General features: G+C 60.6%; 19 protein-coding genes and 1 pseudogene. 7 read left to right on the top strand and 13 right to left on the bottom strand.

Annotation, left to right across the window (positions count from 1 at the left end; all coding sequences use genetic code 11):
- The first annotated feature begins 26 nt into the window (after positions 1-26).
- Together RCCGE510_RS03770 and RCCGE510_RS03765 are read left to right on the top strand one after the other, a co-directional pair.
- Entirely contained in the window at positions 27-419 is a 393-nt protein-coding gene (locus RCCGE510_RS03770) for a hypothetical protein (protein ID WP_007627294.1), read from the top strand.
- A 128-nt stretch (positions 420-547) separates the two neighbouring features.
- Positions 548-998 (top strand): annotated as a pseudogene (locus RCCGE510_RS03765) (Rrf2 family transcriptional regulator).
- A gap of 55 nt (positions 999-1,053) precedes the next feature.
- Here RCCGE510_RS03765 and RCCGE510_RS03760 read toward each other — a convergent pair.
- The 10 genes from RCCGE510_RS03760 to RCCGE510_RS03715 all read right to left on the bottom strand — a co-directional run bounded on the left by RCCGE510_RS03760 (position 1,054) and on the right by RCCGE510_RS03715 (position 9,785).
- A complete protein-coding gene (locus tag RCCGE510_RS03760) occupies positions 1,054-1,947 on the bottom strand; it encodes an RDD family protein (protein ID WP_007627291.1) in 894 nt (297 codons plus the stop codon).
- Entirely contained in the window at positions 1,944-3,020 is a 1,077-nt protein-coding gene (locus RCCGE510_RS03755) for a stage II sporulation protein M (RefSeq protein ID WP_007627289.1), read from the bottom strand. Before RCCGE510_RS03755 ends, RCCGE510_RS03760 begins: the two co-directional genes overlap by 4 nt.
- Positions 3,020-4,339 (bottom strand): DUF58 domain-containing protein, encoded by a 1,320-nt coding sequence (locus tag RCCGE510_RS03750; RefSeq protein ID WP_007627287.1) that lies wholly within the window; start codon positions 4,337-4,339, stop codon positions 3,020-3,022. Before RCCGE510_RS03750 ends, RCCGE510_RS03755 begins: the two co-directional genes overlap by 1 nt.
- Positions 4,340-5,296, bottom strand: coding sequence for a MoxR family ATPase (locus tag RCCGE510_RS03745; protein ID WP_007627286.1), 957 nt, complete (start codon positions 5,294-5,296; stop codon positions 4,340-4,342).
- Entirely contained in the window at positions 5,283-6,578 is a 1,296-nt protein-coding gene (locus RCCGE510_RS03740) for a hypothetical protein (RefSeq protein ID WP_007627285.1), read from the bottom strand. The genes RCCGE510_RS03745 and RCCGE510_RS03740 overlap by 14 nt, the downstream gene beginning before the upstream one ends.
- Positions 6,571-7,326: a hypothetical protein gene (locus RCCGE510_RS03735; protein ID WP_037077661.1), complete on the bottom strand. Its 756-nt coding sequence runs from the start codon at positions 7,324-7,326 to the stop codon at positions 6,571-6,573. The genes RCCGE510_RS03740 and RCCGE510_RS03735 overlap by 8 nt, the downstream gene beginning before the upstream one ends.
- A 3-nt stretch (positions 7,327-7,329) precedes the next feature.
- Positions 7,330-7,776: a DUF805 domain-containing protein gene (locus RCCGE510_RS03730; RefSeq protein WP_007627283.1), complete on the bottom strand. Its 447-nt coding sequence runs from the start codon at positions 7,774-7,776 to the stop codon at positions 7,330-7,332.
- 203 nt (positions 7,777-7,979) lie between these two features.
- Complete coding sequence (locus tag RCCGE510_RS03725) at positions 7,980-8,426, bottom strand: DUF805 domain-containing protein (protein ID WP_007627282.1); 447 nt, start codon at positions 8,424-8,426, stop codon at positions 7,980-7,982.
- 158 nt (positions 8,427-8,584) lie between these two features.
- Complete coding sequence (locus tag RCCGE510_RS03720) at positions 8,585-9,031, bottom strand: DUF805 domain-containing protein (RefSeq protein ID WP_007627280.1); 447 nt, start codon at positions 9,029-9,031, stop codon at positions 8,585-8,587.
- Positions 9,032-9,305: 274 nt separating this feature from the next.
- Complete coding sequence (locus tag RCCGE510_RS03715; protein WP_007627278.1) at positions 9,306-9,785, bottom strand: class I SAM-dependent methyltransferase; 480 nt, start codon at positions 9,783-9,785, stop codon at positions 9,306-9,308.
- Positions 9,786-9,909: 124 nt separating this feature from the next.
- On the opposite strand from RCCGE510_RS03715, the gene RCCGE510_RS03710 reads away from it, so the two are divergent.
- Positions 9,910-11,085 carry a DUF3095 domain-containing protein gene (locus tag RCCGE510_RS03710; RefSeq protein WP_007627276.1) on the top strand — a complete coding sequence of 392 codons (1,176 nt, stop codon included), beginning with the start codon at positions 9,910-9,912 and terminating at the stop codon, positions 11,083-11,085.
- A gap of 73 nt (positions 11,086-11,158) precedes the next feature.
- On the opposite strand, the gene RCCGE510_RS03705 is transcribed toward RCCGE510_RS03710, so the two are convergent.
- The 3 genes from RCCGE510_RS03705 to RCCGE510_RS03695 all read right to left on the bottom strand — a co-directional run bounded on the left by RCCGE510_RS03705 (position 11,159) and on the right by RCCGE510_RS03695 (position 13,302).
- Entirely contained in the window at positions 11,159-11,533 is a 375-nt protein-coding gene (locus RCCGE510_RS03705; RefSeq protein ID WP_007627274.1) for a tudor domain-containing protein, read from the bottom strand.
- A 191-nt stretch (positions 11,534-11,724) separates the two neighbouring features.
- Positions 11,725-11,841 carry a hypothetical protein gene (locus RCCGE510_RS35460; protein ID WP_240539621.1) on the bottom strand — a complete coding sequence of 39 codons (117 nt, stop codon included), beginning with the start codon at positions 11,839-11,841 and terminating at the stop codon, positions 11,725-11,727.
- Positions 11,842-11,964: 123 nt separating this feature from the next.
- The gene (locus tag RCCGE510_RS03695; RefSeq protein WP_007627269.1) at positions 11,965-13,302 is read right to left on the bottom strand and encodes a nucleotide sugar dehydrogenase; all 1,338 of its coding nucleotides are present in this window, start codon (positions 13,300-13,302) and stop codon (positions 11,965-11,967) included.
- An 837-nt stretch (positions 13,303-14,139) separates the two neighbouring features.
- Between RCCGE510_RS03695 and RCCGE510_RS35945 the strand changes: the two genes are divergently transcribed.
- The 4 genes from RCCGE510_RS35945 to RCCGE510_RS03680 are packed head-to-tail and all read left to right on the top strand — an operon-like array spanning position 14,140 to position 16,799.
- Complete coding sequence (locus RCCGE510_RS35945) at positions 14,140-14,268, top strand: hypothetical protein (protein ID WP_007627267.1); 129 nt, start codon at positions 14,140-14,142, stop codon at positions 14,266-14,268.
- A complete protein-coding gene (locus tag RCCGE510_RS03690; protein WP_007627266.1) occupies positions 14,265-15,014 on the top strand; it encodes a metal ABC transporter ATP-binding protein in 750 nt (249 codons plus the stop codon). Before RCCGE510_RS35945 ends, RCCGE510_RS03690 begins: the two co-directional genes overlap by 4 nt.
- A complete protein-coding gene (locus tag RCCGE510_RS03685; RefSeq protein WP_007627265.1) occupies positions 15,011-15,883 on the top strand; it encodes a metal ABC transporter permease in 873 nt (290 codons plus the stop codon). Before RCCGE510_RS03690 ends, RCCGE510_RS03685 begins: the two co-directional genes overlap by 4 nt.
- 16 nt (positions 15,884-15,899) lie before the next feature.
- Positions 15,900-16,799, top strand: coding sequence for a metal ABC transporter substrate-binding protein (locus tag RCCGE510_RS03680; RefSeq protein ID WP_007627263.1), 900 nt, complete (start codon positions 15,900-15,902; stop codon positions 16,797-16,799).
- Positions 16,800-16,948 lie beyond the last annotated feature (149 nt).

Raw genomic sequence — 16,948 nt, 5'->3', positions numbered from 1 at the left:
CTTGCGCGCTACTGGTGCTCGCTGTGATGTCTATTTTCCGCAGCGGCGTTGTCCATGTTCTCGTCGCCTTTATGGCCATGGGTTCCTGGGCGGTTTTCGCCAATCGCGCCTACGCCATGCCATCGCCGCTCTATGCCGGTTTGGTGCAGGGTACGATATCTTCCTGCCTGACGCTTTTCCTGAAAACCGTGATCGACTGGCTTTCCACGCGCTTCAGCAGCGGATCTGTACGATTTTGGGCGCCGCCTCTCACTGCTTGTGTCGGCTCGGCCAGCATTCTCGTGGCGATCCATGCTGTGACCGGCACCCCGGAAATACTCAAGACCATCGCGTTTCGGTTGCTCGTATCGACGAGCTACGCCGCAATTTACAATTATTCGCTCCTGGCAACACGAGTATCGACGCCCGAAGAAAAATGACGGGAGCCGCCAGGCGAGGCGGTAACGGTGGAAACCGTCCCGCTGTGTTGTGCGCGCTGCGGTCGTCTCCCCGCGACCGCGCGGCATTGCTTGCGATAATGGTCCGCTTGATCGACAGGAAAAGAACCATGCGCAATGACAGCCGCCTTTCCCGCATGCTGCACGTGCTGATCCACATGGACCGGCATGATCGGCAACTTCCGAGATGATCGCTAAGATGCTGAACACCAATCCCGTCGTTGTCAGACGCACCATGGCGGGCCTGCGCGAACAAGGCTATGTCCGCTCCGAAAAAGGTCACGGCGGTGGCTGGGCACTGGTGCGTCCGTTGTCGGAATCACGCTGCTTCATGTCTACAATGCGCTCGGCGAGCCACATCTCTTCGCCATCGGCCCAGCCGACGATCGGCCGAAGTGCCTTGTGGAACAGGCGGTGAATACGGTCCTCGCAGATCCGATGAAGGAGGCGGAGGCCCTGCTCCTGGGGCGGTTGGGCAGCGTAACCCTGGAAGAAATCACCGCCGACTTCGAGGCAAAACGAACCGCGCGCGCCGCGACGTGCTATTCCTGTGCCTCGTGAGGGCTATGTCCTGCAGCAGAGGACATAATGGCCTTCCTTGCATGGCAAAGCCACTTCAAACGAGTTTCGTCGCCTCTGTCCGCGTATGCTCATGATACTTATTCTCCCGTAGCGTTCCGAAAAGCTTCAAGCTCTCCAAGTGCTCGCGCTGGGCGCGGTAGAACTCTTTGAGGAAGAACAATTCCTGGCCGGGCTTGACGGTATCGGGATACTGGATCCTTCGGGTAATGGTGCGCACGATCTGGGCGATTTCCTCGCTCTTGCGGCTCTTCGTCGTGTCGCGAAGCACGTCTTCCAGCGTCTGCAGCTCATATTTTCCGTAGACATCGAGATGCTCGGGCAGGAATTCGAAGTCCGGCTGCGAGGCGGCAGGGGCGGACAATGCGAGGTCGGACAGCAGCACCGAGCGCGGATTGTCGACCACCAGCGTGCCGGCGATGATGTCGCCCAGCCGTTGCCGGCGCCGATTGGCGAGCGGAACGATCACCACCACCAGAAGCCAGGCGCACGTCAAAGCGTTTTCCAATCCCGACTGCGTGGCAATCGACGCCAAAAGGGTCATGGGAGCGAAGATCTCCACCTCTTTCATCAGGTTGCGCGCGGTAACCTGATGGGGCGTCAGCCGCCGTCCGCCGGCGTTGATGACGCGGATGCCGGTTATCTTTTTCCCGAGCGTGCGTCCGTTCCAGATCAGCTCCGATAAAATGTAATAGGGGGTCCGCACCAAGAAACCCAGCAAGATGATCAGCATCATCTCGACGTTCGAAGGCAGTATCCCTGTGAAGGCGATCACAAAGGCGCAGATGAAGATAAGGATACCGGTGAAGATAATGTCGAGGATTTGCGCGCCGAGGCGGCTGCCGATAGAGCCGATCGCGAAACTGATCGGAACACCCTCCGGCGGGATGAACTGTTCGACGCGGTTGCCGTCCTGAACTGACTGGTTCATCGCGCAGGCTCACGCGAAACTTTGCTGTCGCGGCCGCTAAACAGCAGCCAGCCCACCCAGAAGAGACCCATCCCCCAACCGATGATGAGGCGCCAGATCGGATCCTGTATCAGCTGGCGAAGGAAACCTTCAATGAAGGCGGCGGCGATCAGCATCAGCGCCGCAAGGATCGCGAGCTTGACAGCGTCACGTCCCTGGTGACGCAACGCCTCCCGGCGCGTTCGTGCCCCCGGCAGAAGAACGGCAAGTCCGAGCCTTGCTCCCCCCGCGCAGGCAATGGCGATGGCCGCAAGCTCGGTTACGCCGTGGATCGAGAGCCAGCCGAAGACGTCGTATCCCAAGCCCTTGCGAGCAAACATCGCGAAGAACGCGCCCAGGATCAGGCCATTGTAAAAGGTCAGGATGAAGCTCGGCACCGACACGAAAATGCCGAGTGTGAAAATCAGCACGACGATCGTGGTGTTGTGGGAAAAGAGAAATGCGGAAAAGGCGGAGAGCCGGTCGCTGTCATGCCCTTCACCGCCATAGATCGTCGAGCGGAGATAATCGGCCGATGCATCCGGGGTGCGCTGGTCGGCTAGCCCCGGCGGCACCAAGGTGTAGAACCAGCTCGGATCGCTGGTGCAAAGCTTGTAGCCCGCAAGCGCCCCCAGAACGAGCGCCAGGAAACCGATGAACAGAGGCAAAGCCGATCGGCGCACCGCCTGCGGAATGCCCTGCACCAGCAGGCGGGTGAACAGGCCGCCGAGGCTTTCCTGCGGCGCATAGACGACCAGATAGGCCCGGGCGCAGAGGCTCTCCAGATAGGCGATCAGCGCACGATCGAGGGAAATGTCGCGGGCCACGCTCAGCGAGTTCATCGCCTGCCTGTAGCCGGCGGTGAGATTGCGGACCTCATCATAGCCGAGGGTGGCCGCGCCACCTTTCTCGGCCCGCGTCACGAGGTCGTCCAACTGACGCCAGTGCATTTCGCGCTCCACCCGGAAGCGCGCCGAGCGAAGCATATCGGTCTGGACAGCGCCGACGTTCACCGTCCCGCCCGTATCTCTCCTGTCGCTGATACCGATATCCATCATATCATCTCACGGGATTTGATTTCGATGTAACGCGCAATAAGATCCGAGGTCAGTGCCTCCGGTGTGCTGTCGAGGCAGAGTACGCCGAGACGCGCCAGCTTTTCCATCACCGTGCGCCTCTCCTGAAGGATCTGGCGCGCTGCGACGGAGCGGGCGATAGCGTCCAGCGTCACCTCCTCGGGTTCCACCAGCTTTGCCAGCATCGGATCGCGCAAGGCGACGTAGACAATGAAATGATGCCGGGCGAGCACCTGAATGTTCTCGATCATCAGCTCCGCCGTGATGCTGTCGACGAAATCGGAGAATATCACGATCAGCGAACGTCGTTTCAGGCGCCCCGACAGATGCGTCAGTCCCAGCGTATGATTGCTCTCCTGGGTTTCATACCGCAGCTCGGCGCACATCGTCTGCAGCCGCGGAAAGGCTGCTCTTCCAGGCAAGGCCGGCACGAACAGGCGCGGGCGGCTGTCGAAACTGTAGAAACCCACGAGATCGCCGGCAAGGCCACCGGCCCAGCACATTGCCAATGCCGCGTTGATGGCGCGATCGAGCTTGGTGAAGCCGCCGAGCTGTTCGGCCATGAGCCGTCCGGAATCGATGCACAGGATGATCTGGTGGTTTCGTTCGGCCCGCATCTCGCGCACCACCAGATTGCGCATCCGGGCGGACCGCTTCCAATCGATGCTGCGCGGATCCATACCGCTTACAAATTCACGCAGCTGATGGAACTCCGATCCTTCGCCACGCAGCCGCAGATCTTTCTGGCCGGCTTCCAGCGGCAGGATCTGCGTCCTTATCGCCCCTGACAGCACCGGCGATATGTCGGGCAGGACGGCGATCTCTTTTCCCACCGGCATTCGCGCGATCATCTCGAGCAGCTTCAGCCGCGACGGCCACTTCAGCCACAGCTCATGGACGGCGTATCGTCCCCGTCGCGTCAGGTGAAGATCCAAAGAGGCCCCGGCAGATTTCTCTCCAGAGACTGGCATGGCGCTTGCCGATCTGCTTTCGCCGACGACAAGCTCGGGAGCGCAATCGAGCCGGATCTCGATATTGTCAGGCACTGCGCCCTTCTGCGGCCGGATGGTGGCGGTGAACGCGACGGTGTGGCCGACAAAACCTTGCGGCGGCAGATCGAATTCCACCGTCATCCGGCCCGACAAGGCCGACATGACCAGATCGCCTGCCGTCAGTGCCGCAAGCGCGACCCACAGGCCAAGTAACAGGTAGCCCATATCGTGCCACCACACGCTGACGAAAACCGTCACCGCCGCCAAAATCAGAACAACCGCGATCAGATACCGGGATGGGCGCATTTAACGGGGCGCATCCACGCGGTTCATGATGTTGCGGAGCACCTCGTCCGGCGTGCGGCCGTCGATTTCGGCCGAAGGCGAGAGAATGATGCGGTGGCGAAGCGCCGGCACCAGCAATGCCTGAACATCATCCGGCAAGCCGTAATCCCGGCCCTCGAATGCCGCACGCACACGAACGGCCGAGGCCAGAGCGTCGGCGGCGCGCGTCGATGCGCCGTAGAGAATATCGGCATCAGAGCGCGTCGCGCGCACCAGGTCGACGACATAGGTCAGGATCGTGCTGTCCAGATGGATCGCATCGATCAGCGCCCGCCCCTCGGCGAGCGTCGCACTGGTGACGAGCGGGCGGATGCCGGCATTGCGCATATCCGATTGCAGCGCCTGCTTGGCGTGTTTGGAGAGAATGGCAATTTCCGTATCGCGGTCGGGAAAATCGACGACGAGCTTGAACAGGAAGCGGTCGAGCTGGGCTTCGGGCAGGGGATAGGTGCCCTGTTGCTCGATCGGGTTTTGCGTGGCAAGCACGAAGAAATCCGGTCCCAGGGAATAATCGGTTCCGTCGAGCGTGACCATCCGCTCGTTCATCGCTTGCAGCAGCGCGGATTGCGTCTTCGGCGGAGCGCGATTGATCTCGTCGGCGAGAAGAATGTCGGTAAAGATCGGACCCTTGGTCAGGTGGAACTGATTGATCTGGAAGTTGAAGAGATTAACACCCAGGACATCGCCGGGCATCAGATCGGGCGTGAACTGGATGCGACGATAGATTAGTGCCATGGCGGCGGAAACCGAACGGGCAAGCAGGGTTTTGGCCGTGCCGGGAGGGCCTTCGACGAGGCAGTGGCCGCCGGCAAAGATCGAGATCAGGACGAGATCGATGATCGCATCCTGCCCCTGCACCACTTTGCCGATTTCGCCGCGAACGGTGGCGATCAGATTGCGAAATTCACCTAGATCCAAGCTCAATGCTCCCTAGCAATTTTCTGAATATCTCGAGATGGCGGTGCAGATCCGCCCGCGTCATCACATGTCCGCGTTCGATCAGCGCCTCGGCTGCGGCATGCAAGGCCTGCGCTCCCGCCTTGTCGCGGCGCGCCAGACGTTGAAACAGCCGCGCTATCCCTGCCTGATTGCCAGCTCCGGAACCGAAGAGCAGCTGCGCCTTGTCGGCAAGCAGATGCAGCACGAACTGACCGGCCATCCGGCCGTCATTGCCCGATAGGCGCAAGAGCCGCGCCGTGGCGTCGATCGCGGCAGTCTTCGACAGCTCGATGTTTGCGGATGTCTCACGCAAAGGCGGCCCGAAGCGATAGGCGCCCCGCCAGAAGCAGATTGTTGCGACGACGAGCAGCGTTCCCCAGATGAGCGACAGCGGATAGGCGAAAAACCGCTTGAGATCGGAGGCAGAGCGCTCATAGGACTTGCCCTCGTCAGCCGGTTTTTCGCTGTCCAGAGATTGGCCTGATGTATCCAGATAGATTGGCCGCGTCTCGCTGGCGCCGCGCAGCAGCGTGACGAGCGACACGGCGAAGGAGGCGTTATCGGCCAGGGCCATCCCGTGATTGTTCAACAGGTCGGGATCCGACAGCAGATAGACAAACGGGTTGTCCTCGCACTGGACGATCAGCGCACCTGACGGCATACCCGCGAGCTCGTGGCAGCGGCTTGGCAGGCTCTCCCGCTCGAAGGTCTGTGCCTCATACAAGGCGATCTTGACCGGCTGGCCCGGCTCTAGGTGTGGTTGCGCCTGCTCAAAACTCGGGCCGTATCGATCGAGACGAAAATCCGAAGGATCGATCTTGTCGAGTTCTTCTTGGATGTCGGTGAGAGCAACCAGATCCGATTGCCTAGCAATACCATCCTTCAACACGCTGCCGCGCCATTTTGGCATTATTATCAGCGTCGGCAGCTCGTGGTTGATCGCCTCATAGGACCAGTTTTCCAGACCCGCCTCGCCCGTTTCCTCGTCTGCCCGAGGGGCGCCAACCTCGCCTTTGCGGGCGACGACCTCATCCTTCGAGATCGGCAGGGAAAGAATGCGCAATGAGATCTGCGAGCGTGCTTTGGTGACATGCGCATTGGATCGGACAACGGGTATGCCTTTAGCCTCCAGCCACAGCTGCAAGCCTTTGCTGCCGAGAGGCGAATGGTCATAATCGTTATCCCGAGGCAGCCAGAAGAGCGCCAGTGCTGCAAGCCCAAGCACCAGAATCAGGATCAAAACGGGGGCCGACTTACGCATGGGTCAATCGGCCGATCGACAGAAGGTCGCGCGCCGCGGCGAGCAGGGTGCTGAAATGGTTTTCCGCAACGCTGCGGCCGCCGTAATGGACGAGTTCCACCGCAGTCAGGAAATTTGCAAGCCGCTCGCGGTCGGGCATATTTTTCGGCAGCCGGGCGAAAACGGCGCGTTCCGTATCGGCGCGGAATAAACGTGTTCCAGTAATATCCGCCGCGTGCAGCAGGCAATGCCTGAGCAGCAGGACAAGCGCCTGCCGCCGATCCGCCATGGCCGCAATGCGCTGCAGAAAATCGCTCGGCTTTTCCTCAGCCTCCGCGGCCGATGTGCGCCAGCTTTCCGGCGCCTCCCCCTGCCGCTTCATTTCGCGAGGAGCAGACGAGAGCAAGACACCGCCATTTCCGAAGCGGATCCATAAGCCGATGACAACGATGAGACCGACAAGCACCACGGCAACCGCCAGAGGACCGCTGACGACCGGCTCACGCGGGATAAACAATGGCTTGCGTTGCGGTGACGATGTTGTCGTATTCGATGCCGGTGCGTCTTTTGCAGAGGCGTCGCCATAGACCAGCGTACAGCGCAGGCCGTTCTGCTGGCACTGCGAGGCATATTCCGCCCCAGCGGCGCTCCTTTGAGGATCACCGCCCTCAACCTGCTGACTGCTGCTGTCCTGCGCTTGCGCAGGCGGAAAGGGAGCCGAGGTGGCCAGGAACAAAGCCACCAGCAGGCCGGCGTTGCGCATTGTCATCTTCTAGGCAAAGACCTCTGCCCGCGCGTCGGGACGCAGCGGATCCGGACCAAACTTGTTCGGACCTTCGGTGCCCTTCATCGCGGAAATAATGGTAATCGCGAGGCCGCTAACGCGACCGATAACGGGAACCATGCCCAAGATGATCACCGCAAGATACCACCAACCGGACATGTTGCGATCATGAAAGCGGCGAACCTGAAGGGCTAGGATCGGCGAAACGAGGCCGAGCGCCAACAATCCGCCAATAATCATAAGGACGACCACCAGTGAAGATGTTCCGCCCTGCTGGCCGGAAAACGCGCCTGCAGCGAAGGCCAAAACTACTATTGCGAGAGCCAACAATCCATAGAACAGCTGAAACCACCAATATTCGGAACGGGAGGCCCTACCGGAGAAAGTTGCATATTTCTGCGTCAAAACTGTCCGAACAGCTTGAGTAAACCCCATATTAATTTCCCATTTCTGCTTGCAAGCGCGGTAGCCGGCGGGTTCTCCAGCGTCTTGCTGCGATAATAATTCGCAGGAGAAAACAGCTACAATTCAAACGTAAAAATTGCAATAAGCCGGTTGCTTCAAAAACTGGCGCCAGGTGACGCGAAAACTGAGTCAAGGTGGAAGGAACAACGCCGTCGGCAGCCAAGACTTGCTCTTTACGCAAAAACCTCTGCTCTCGCCTCGGGACGCAGCGGATCCGGCCCAAACTTGTTTGGGCCCTCTGTGCCTTTGAGTACGCTGATCACGAGGATCGCGATCCCTGCAATGATACCGACGTAAGGAACTAAGCTGCCGATGAACAGCGCGAGATACCACCAACCTGAAATGTTGCGATCGTGGAAGCGGCGGACCTGAACGGCTATCGCTGGCAACAAAGCTGCAAGGACAAGCAATCCGCCGATGACTGGGAGGGCAATCATTAGTGACAAAGATGCAATGTCACTAAGAGCGGCGACGAGAGTTCCACTAATTGCAATCACAAATGCAATCAACCCCAGCATATAGAGAAGATAAGACCACCAATACTCCGAGCGGGAAGCCCTGCCAGAGAAGGTCGCATATTTCTCCTTGAAAACCGTCCGAACGGCTTTAGTAAACCCCATTGAAATGCTCATTTCTGCTTACTGGCGCGGCGATCACTGACCATCGCCTTGGAATTACCGAAATATCAGATGAAAACCAGCTGCAAGTCAAACGCAGAAATTGCAATAAGTCGGTTGTTTCAAACAGGCGCTAGCACAAAGTTGAGGATACCCAGCTCTTAGGCAAAGACCTCCGCGCGCGCTTGAGGACGCAACGGATCGGGCCCGAACTTGTTCGGACCTTCGGTGCCCGGAAGCACGTTGATCACCAGGATCGCAATAACTGCAATCAGACCGATGTAGGGAACGAAATTAGCAATGCACAGCCCGAGATACCACCAACCGGAAATGTTGCGATCATGAAAGCGGCGAACTTGAACTGCTATCGCTGGCAAAAACATTGCGAGCCAAATCAATCCGCAGAGGAAGAAGAGGAGGGCGAGTGGTGGGGGAACTCCGTCCCGGAAATCGGAAAAGCCGGCGACCACATTGCACAAGACGCCCATCGCAATCAGCACTAAAATATAGAATAAAACATACCACCAATATTCCGAGCGGGAGGCCCTGCCGGAGAACGTTGCATACTTCTGCACCAGAACCGTACCGGCAGCTTCAGTAAACCCCACTTTAAATGCTCCATCTCTGCCAGCTGCGACCTTGGTGATCCTCACCTATCGGCTCGGACCCGTAGGCCGACCAAAAAACAGCTACAATTCAAACGCATAAATTGCAATGAGGCAGTTCCACCGCGTCGGCGTTCAAAAGCGACGCTTGGGCGGGGAGGCTTTTAACTTCGATGGCCACGAGATGGGCTTGGTTCGCGACGTGCCGGGGGATTCGCTCATACAATGTGGTGCTTTGCACGCCTCCCCGTGCCGCGTAGTCGGCTCATCCGCCTGCTCATGTCCTCCGATACAGAAAATACCGCCCGTCCTTGATCCCCTCCGGCAGCGGCAGCGCCAGCAGTTCGGCATGCTCCAGCGGCAGGCCGCTGACGGCGATGCCGTTTGGGGCGAGGACGCCGGCCATCAGTTGCGGCAGCCAGGTGAGCGTCACCGCGTCGATCTCGTCATGGCCGGTGCCGATATCGGCATGGGCGAGCGCCGCGCCGATGCCGAGGAAGGCCTGGCCGGAGTCGCGGATATTGCCGGTTACCATATCCTCCGCCGCCGGCGTCGAGGCCGAATAGGAGCGGACCTCCCAGTCGAAGGCGACGATGCGGCGGCCGGGGAAATTTTCGCGCAGGTGGTCATAGGTGCGGCCGTTGCCGAGGCCGAATTCCAGCACCGGGCCGTCGATTTCGCCGACCAGATCGATGATCGCGTTCAAAATGTCGCGTTGGGCCGTCAACCGGCGAATGAAGCTGTCGAGGCGGCTCATCTAATCCATATCCGTCATGAAAAATCGTGAGCGCGTGCTAACACATGAAACCTTGCCAAGTCGATTGCCGTAAATGGGAAATGGCGTTGCAGTGGCAACATGGGTCTGTGCTAAGCTGGATGACATGAAAACCGTGACCGACGAAGAATTCTTTGCCGCCGTGCCGTTGTTCAGCGCCTTCGAGGGCGTGACCGATGCCGCCAATTACCGGCCGCTGCCGGAGAGGTGGGTGCTGGCGCTTGCCGATATCGTCGGCTCGACGCAGGCGATTGCCGGCGGCCGGTACAAGGACGTCAACATGGCGGGCGCCAGCGTCATTTCGGCTGTCCTCAACGCTGTCGGCAAGGGCGATTATCCTTTCGTCTTCGGTGGCGACGGCGCCCTGATCGCGCTTCCGGGCTCGTTGGAGCAGGCGGCGCGTGATGCCCTTGCCGCCGTGCAGGTCTGGGTCGAGGAAGATCTCGGCCTGATGCTGCGCATCGCCATCGTTCCGGTCACGGACACGCGCGCAGAGGGCTTGGACGTCCGCGTCGCGCGTTACTCGGCAAGCCCGCATGTCACCTATGCGATGTTTTGGGGCGGCGGCACCAGCTGGGCCGAACGGCAGATGAAGCTCGGCCATTACGCCGTCGAGCGCGGGGCGTCCGGAACACGTCCGGATCTGACCGGCCTCTCGTGCCGCTGGAGCCCGATCGATGCGCAAAACGGCGAGATCGTCTCGATCATCGCGGTTCCCGGCGAAGGCCGGCCGGGCGAAGAATTCCGCGACCTCGTCAACGGCATCGTCGCCATCACCACCGAGCAGAACCGCGACAGCCATCCGGTGCCGGCCGGCGGCCCAAACTTCGCCTTCTCGCTGCACGGCATCAACCGCGAGGCCAAGGCCACCGCGCCGGCCGGCCGGCGGTTGCGGCAGAAGCTCTTCATCTTCCTGCAACTCGCGGTGACCGTGCTGTTCTACAGGCTCGGCATTCCGCTCGGCCGCTTCGATGCGCGCCGCTACAAGCGCGACGTCGCCGGCAATTCCGATTTCCGCAAATTCGACGACGGGCTGAAGATGACGGTCGACGTCGATGCCGAACATCTGAAACGGATCGAGACCCTGCTGGAAGCGGCGCGGGCCAGGGGCATTGCCCGCTACGGCCTGCATCGGCAGGCCTCGGCGCTGATGACCTGCTTCGTGCCGACGCCGATTTCGCGCGACCACATGCATTTCATCGACGGTGCATCAGGCGGTTATGCAGTGGCCGCCAGCCGGATGACCGGAAAATCGCTTTCTGCAGCGCCGCCCGTCATTTGAGACGCCCACCGAAGAAAGCAAAACCCGCCGCTTTGAGGCGACGGGCTGATCTTACCCTAGTTTAGGGACGGACTTATTTGGAACGGCAACGGCCGGTGCGGGTGGTTTCCTTGTCGCCGTCATCATAGGCAATGCCGATCTTCTCGCCGCCAAGCGAGGTGATTTTGCCGGCATACCAATCGCCAGCGCCCTTGTAGTTGCATTCCACCTTCTTGCTGATGACCCAATCGTAAGGACGCACGTCGCTCACAGGAACGGTCTCCTTATCGCCGTCATCATAGCGGATCGTGACCTTCCCGCCTGCGACCGTGTCGATAACGCCGGGGAACCAATAACCGGCGCCCTTGTAGTTTCCGAGAACCCAGTCACCCTTCGTCTGCGCGGACGCGACAGAAGCGCAGGAGCAGACAACACCGATTGCGACAGCCGCAGCAACAAAACTCTTCAAGATATTCCTCCCTCGGAACTAATCCAATCCGCCCCCGAAATGGTTGTGGCGCACTCAGCATGCTTAAACTGCAGGGATGAAATCTGGCTTAACAAAAGAAACCGGCGCGGATGAATATAAGACGCGCAAGGGCGCTGCAGCACTTTGAACTGCATCGCTTCAGGTCAGAGAGTTGGATGGTTCTCGAGCATCTACCCCTGACGAAGCTGTGCGATACTTTCGCGCAGCCGGACAAAATTGGCAGATGTCGAGAGCAGGTGCAGCGTCTCCCGCATACTTTCGTATTCGCCTTCGGCAACTAAGACCATTGCTTCCGACCCTCGACGGGTCACGATCAGAGGACAGGACCTGATCGAAATAGGATGCGATGTTCTGCCGGAACTCGGTCAAACGAACGCGCGCCATCGAGCATCCCTTCTTAGCTATGGCCGTCACGCCTTGATGACGTGATCGGCCGAAAGGCCGAGCCGGTTGAAAACGTTGCGCGTGTCGATGATCAGCGTAGCGCCTTTTGCCAGCGCCGCATAATCCACGCTGTCATGGTCGGTCGCCACCAGCACTGCATCGTAGCGGGCAATCGCCTCGGGCGTCAGCGCCACCGATTTGCGCCCCTTCAGCGCTTGATATTCACGTGTCGGCGGGATTTCGGCGACGAAGGGGTCGTGATAGTCGGCCCGTCCGCCACGTTCCTCGATGATCTCGATCAGCCGCAGCGACGGGCTCTCTCTTATATCGGCAACGTTCTTCTTGTAGGCGAGCCCGAGCACCAGCACCTTGCTGCGGCTCAGCGCCTTGCCGGCGCGAATGTCGAGCGCTTCGGCAAGCTTGCCGACGACATAACGCGGCATCGCCGAATTGATCTCGCCGGCCAGCTCGATGAAGCGGGTGGGCAGCTCGTATTCACGCGATTTCCAGGTAAGGTAGAAGGGATCGATCGGGATGCAATGGCCGCCGAGGCCGGGGCCGGGATAGAAGGGCATGTAGCCGAAGGGCTTGGTCTTGGCCGCGTCGATCACTTCCCAGACGTCGATGCCCATCGCCGCATAGACGGTCTTCAGCTCGTTGACGAGCGCGATGTTGACCGAACGGAAGATGTTTTCGGTCAGCTTCACCGCCTCGGCCGTCGCGTTCGAGGAGACCGGCACGACAGTCGATACCGCCGCGCCGTAGAAGGCCTTCATCAGCGCCAGCGCTTCAGTGCCATCGCCGGCAACGACCTTCGGGATGCTGGCAGTATGATAATGCTGATTGCCGGGATCCTCGCGCTCCGGCGAGAAGCCGACGAAGAAATCCGCGCCGGATTTCAGCCCGGTGCCTTCGAGGATGACCTTGACGATGTCGTCGGTCGTGCCGGGATAGGTTGTCGATTCCAGTACGACGAGCTGACCGGGGCGCAGATGCTGGGCGATCGAGCGCGATGTCGCCTCGACGAAGGAAAGGTCGGGATCGCGGTGTTTGGTCAGCGGCGTCGGCACGCAGATGATGATGACGTCGCAGGCGGCAAGCCCGGCGAAATCGGTCGTCGCCTGGAAACGCCCGGCCTCGATCTCGGCGGCAAGTGCTGCATCGCTGACGGCGTCGATATAGGAGCGGCGAGCATCGAGCGCCACCATCTTCCCGGGATCGATATCGAAGCCGGTGACCGCAAAACCGCTGCGCGCCACCGCCATCGCCAGCGGCAGGCCGACATAACCGAGCCCGATGATGCCGGCACGGGCGTTGCGGGTTTCGATCTTCTGCAAAAGCGTATCGAAGGTGGAAAGGGCCAAGGCGGGATCTTTCAAACGGGGAAATTCAGAAGGCTGATCTAATGCATGATCCGGGCAAATTAAACCCGGGCATGGATGTTCATCTGTTGCTGTCCGGTTCAGGCCCGAAGATTGCCCCTCACCCTAACCCTCTCCCCGAAAAAACGGGGAGAGGGGACGTGCCCCGCAAGGCGCTGGTGCGGGACGGAGAGGTTGCCGCATATCCCCCTTCGCCCCGCGCGCGGGGAGAAGGTGGCGGCAGCCGGATGAGGGGCACGCCGACGGCGAGTTTAGCGGAAATGCACCCCCAATCTCCGTCATGCCAGGCCCACGCCCGGTGCCGATCGAGGGCAGAGTGGATCCTCGGGTCAAGCCCGAGGAGGACGAAGAGTGGGGTGAGCTTTGTGGCAAATCCAGCGATGGGTGACGGAATGGCAGCGTCGCCGCGCCTCCTGCTCATGGTTTTCCCCAAACTCCGTCATCCCAGGCCTCCGAGCCTGGGATCCACGCCCGGTGCAATCGAGGGCAAAGTGGATCCTCGAGCCCGAGGAGGACGGAGGGTGGGGGTGCTTTTGGAGAAAGGCAGCGGCGTTTGGCCGGATATGCGCGCATTGTGCCTCCCATCGATAGCTCTCTTTGGCTCCCATTCCGCTCAGGCGTCCGCTGCTGATCGACACCGCATCGACGGGTTCAGGCTCTCCGAAGACCCTTACATGCGCTATCCCGCCCTGAAGCATTTGCCGGTCAATTCGCCGCACCTCCCTATCCCGCAATAACAAGTTCGCAAACAAACCTCGCCTCAATCTCGCCGCAATCGTTATAACATAACCGTAATGTTATTACATTGTAGGATCAGCTATGCCCCCGAGCCCCGACCGCCCCTTCGTCAGCCTGCTGGGACAGTCGGCTTTTTCAAGGGTGATCGGCATCTCGCTGGTTGTCGCCGTGCTCTGGCTGGCGATTCACTGGGCGGTTCTGCTGCCATGATGCCGGTGATCCGTATCGACAATCTGACGGTCGCCTATAACCGGCATCCCGCTATCCATCATGTCTCCGGCGCCTTCGCGCCGGGCAGCCTGACGGCGATTGCCGGGCCGAACGGGGCTGGCAAGTCGACGCTGTTGAAGGCGATCATGGGTGAGCTTCGCCCAGTCGAGGGCAGGGTGGAGCACCGGCTGGGGCGGGCGGAATTTGGTTACCTCCCGCAGGCGGCTGAGATCGACCGGCGTTTTCCGATCTCGGTCATCGACACTGTCATGCTCGGCGCCTGGAAGACGGCCGGAGCCTTCGGCCGCATCGCGCCCGCTGATATGAAGAGGGCAGGCGAGGCGCTGTCCGCCGTCGGGCTTGAAGGCTTCGGTCGGCGCCATGTCGGATCGCTGTCGGCCGGCCAGTTCCAGCGTGTGCTCTTTGCCCGCCTGCTGCTGCAGGATGCCGGCATCATCCTGCTCGACGAGCCGTTTACGGCCATCGATTCCCGCACCACCCGGGACCTCATCGATATCGTCACCCGCTGGCATGGCGAGGGCCGCACGGTGATCGCCGTGCTGCATGATTTCGAACTCGTGCGCGCGCATTTTCCCGAGACCCTGCTGCTTGCCCGCGAACTTGTCGGCTGGGGACCGACCGCCGAGGTCATGTCGTCAACCAATCTGCTGAAGGCCCGCGCCATGGCCGAGCGCTGGGATGAGGATGCCGAGGCTTGCGGCCCCGAACAGGCGCCGGCGGCATGACGGTCTACGATCTCTTCTTCGCGCCGTTTGCCGATTTCGGTTTCATGCGCCGCGCCCTTGTCGCCTGCCTCTGCCTCGGGCTCGGCTCCGGGCCGATCGGCGTCTTCCTGATGCTCAGGCGCATGAGCCTGATGGGCGACGCCATGAGCCATGCCGTGCTGCCGGGGGCGGCGATCGGCTATCTCGTCGCCGGCTCGCTGTCGCTGACGGCGATGGGCATCGGCGGCCTAGTCGCCGGCCTGTCGGTGGCACTGCTTTCCGGCGCCGTCAGCCGGATGACGGTGCTGCAGGAGGATGCGAGCTTTGCCAGCTTCTATCTCGCGTCGCTGGCGCTCGGCGTGCTGATCGTCTCGCTGCGCGGCTCGAATATCGATCTGCTGCACGTGCTTTTCGGCACCATTCTGGCGATCGATGCTTCTGCCCTTTATCTGATCGGCGCGATCACCTCGCTGACCCTCGTCATCCTTGCCGTCATCTACCGGCCGCTGGTGGCCGAATGCTTCGATCCCGGCTTCCTGCGCGCCGTCGGCGGGCGTGGGCCGGTCTATCACGTGCTTTTCCTGCTGCTCGTGGTCTTGAACCTCGTCGCCAGCTTCCAGGCGCTCGGCACACTGATGGCGGTCGGCCTGATGATGCTGCCGGCGGCCGTCGCCCAGCTCTGGTCGCGCAACCTGCCGGTGATGATGGCGATATCAGCTGCCAGTGCCGCCGCCTCCGGCTATCTCGGCCTGATCGCCTCCTACCATCTGGAACTTGCTTCCGGCCCGACGATCATCATGACGGCGGCAATCCTCTATGCCTTTTCAATCTTTTTCGCGCCCTCCGGCATTGCCAGGCGCTTCTTTCCCCGCCCGCATTTAAAGGGCTGATCCCAAGGAGACTTCGATGACACCGCACAGACTGCTTCTCTCCGCAGCAATTCCGGCTTTGATGGCGCTGTCGGCCATGCCCGCCTCTGCCGAAACATTGAAGGTGGTTGCTTCCTTCACCGTGCTTGCCGATGTCGTCAAAGAGGTCGGCGGCAACCACGTCGATGTGAAGAGCCTGGTCGGGCCGAATGGCGATCCCCATGAATTCGAGCCATCGCCGGCCGACGCCAAGCATTTGAATGCGGCTGAGGTGACCTTCGTCAGCGGCGAAGGGCTGGAAGGCTGGATGGACCGGCTGATCACCGCCTCGGGCTACAAGGGCAAGCCGGTGACGGTCTCCGAAGGCATCGACACCCGCACCATGGAAGAGGACGGCGAAAAAATCACCGATCCGCATGTCTGGAACAGCCCCGTCAACGTCAAGATCTGGGTCGCCAATATCGAAAAGGCGCTGTCATCGGCCGATCCTGCCGATGCCGCTTCCTTCAAGGCCAATGCCGAGAAATACACCAAGACGCTGGACGAATTAAACGCCTACGCCCATACGAAATTCGACGGGATCGCCGACGATCGCCGCAAGGTGCTGACCAGCCATGATGCCTTCGGCTATTTCGGCCGCGAATATAATGTCACTTTCCTGGCGCCGCTCGGTCTCTCCACCGAAAGCGAGGCCTCGGCTGCCGACGTCGCCAAGCTGATCGAACAGATCAAGGGCGAACACGTGAAGGCCTATTTCTTCGAAAATTCCAACGATCCGCGCCTGGTCAAACAGGTCGCCAAGGCAACCGGTGCCGAGCCAGGCGGCGAACTTTATGTCGAGTCCCTGTCCGACGCCAAGGGACCGGCGCCGACCTATGAGAAGATGTTCCGCTACAATGTCGACCAGCTCGCCGCCGCCATGGCGAAATCGAGCTGAGGAGCAAGGGCCGCGGCTTCGGTCGCGGCCCCCGACGCAATCCCAAGAAAAGTGCGAAGCCGCTTTAATGGGAGTGCGTACAGCCGTGATCGCTTGAAAATGCCTTGTTGACACCGGAAGCAACGCAGGGCTGTATTCGGTCTCTGTGC

The organism is Rhizobium sp. CCGE 510, assembly GCF_000292525.1.
Lineage (GTDB): Bacteria > Pseudomonadota > Alphaproteobacteria > Rhizobiales > Rhizobiaceae > Rhizobium.
This window is presented reverse-complemented; position numbering and strand designations above follow the sequence as displayed.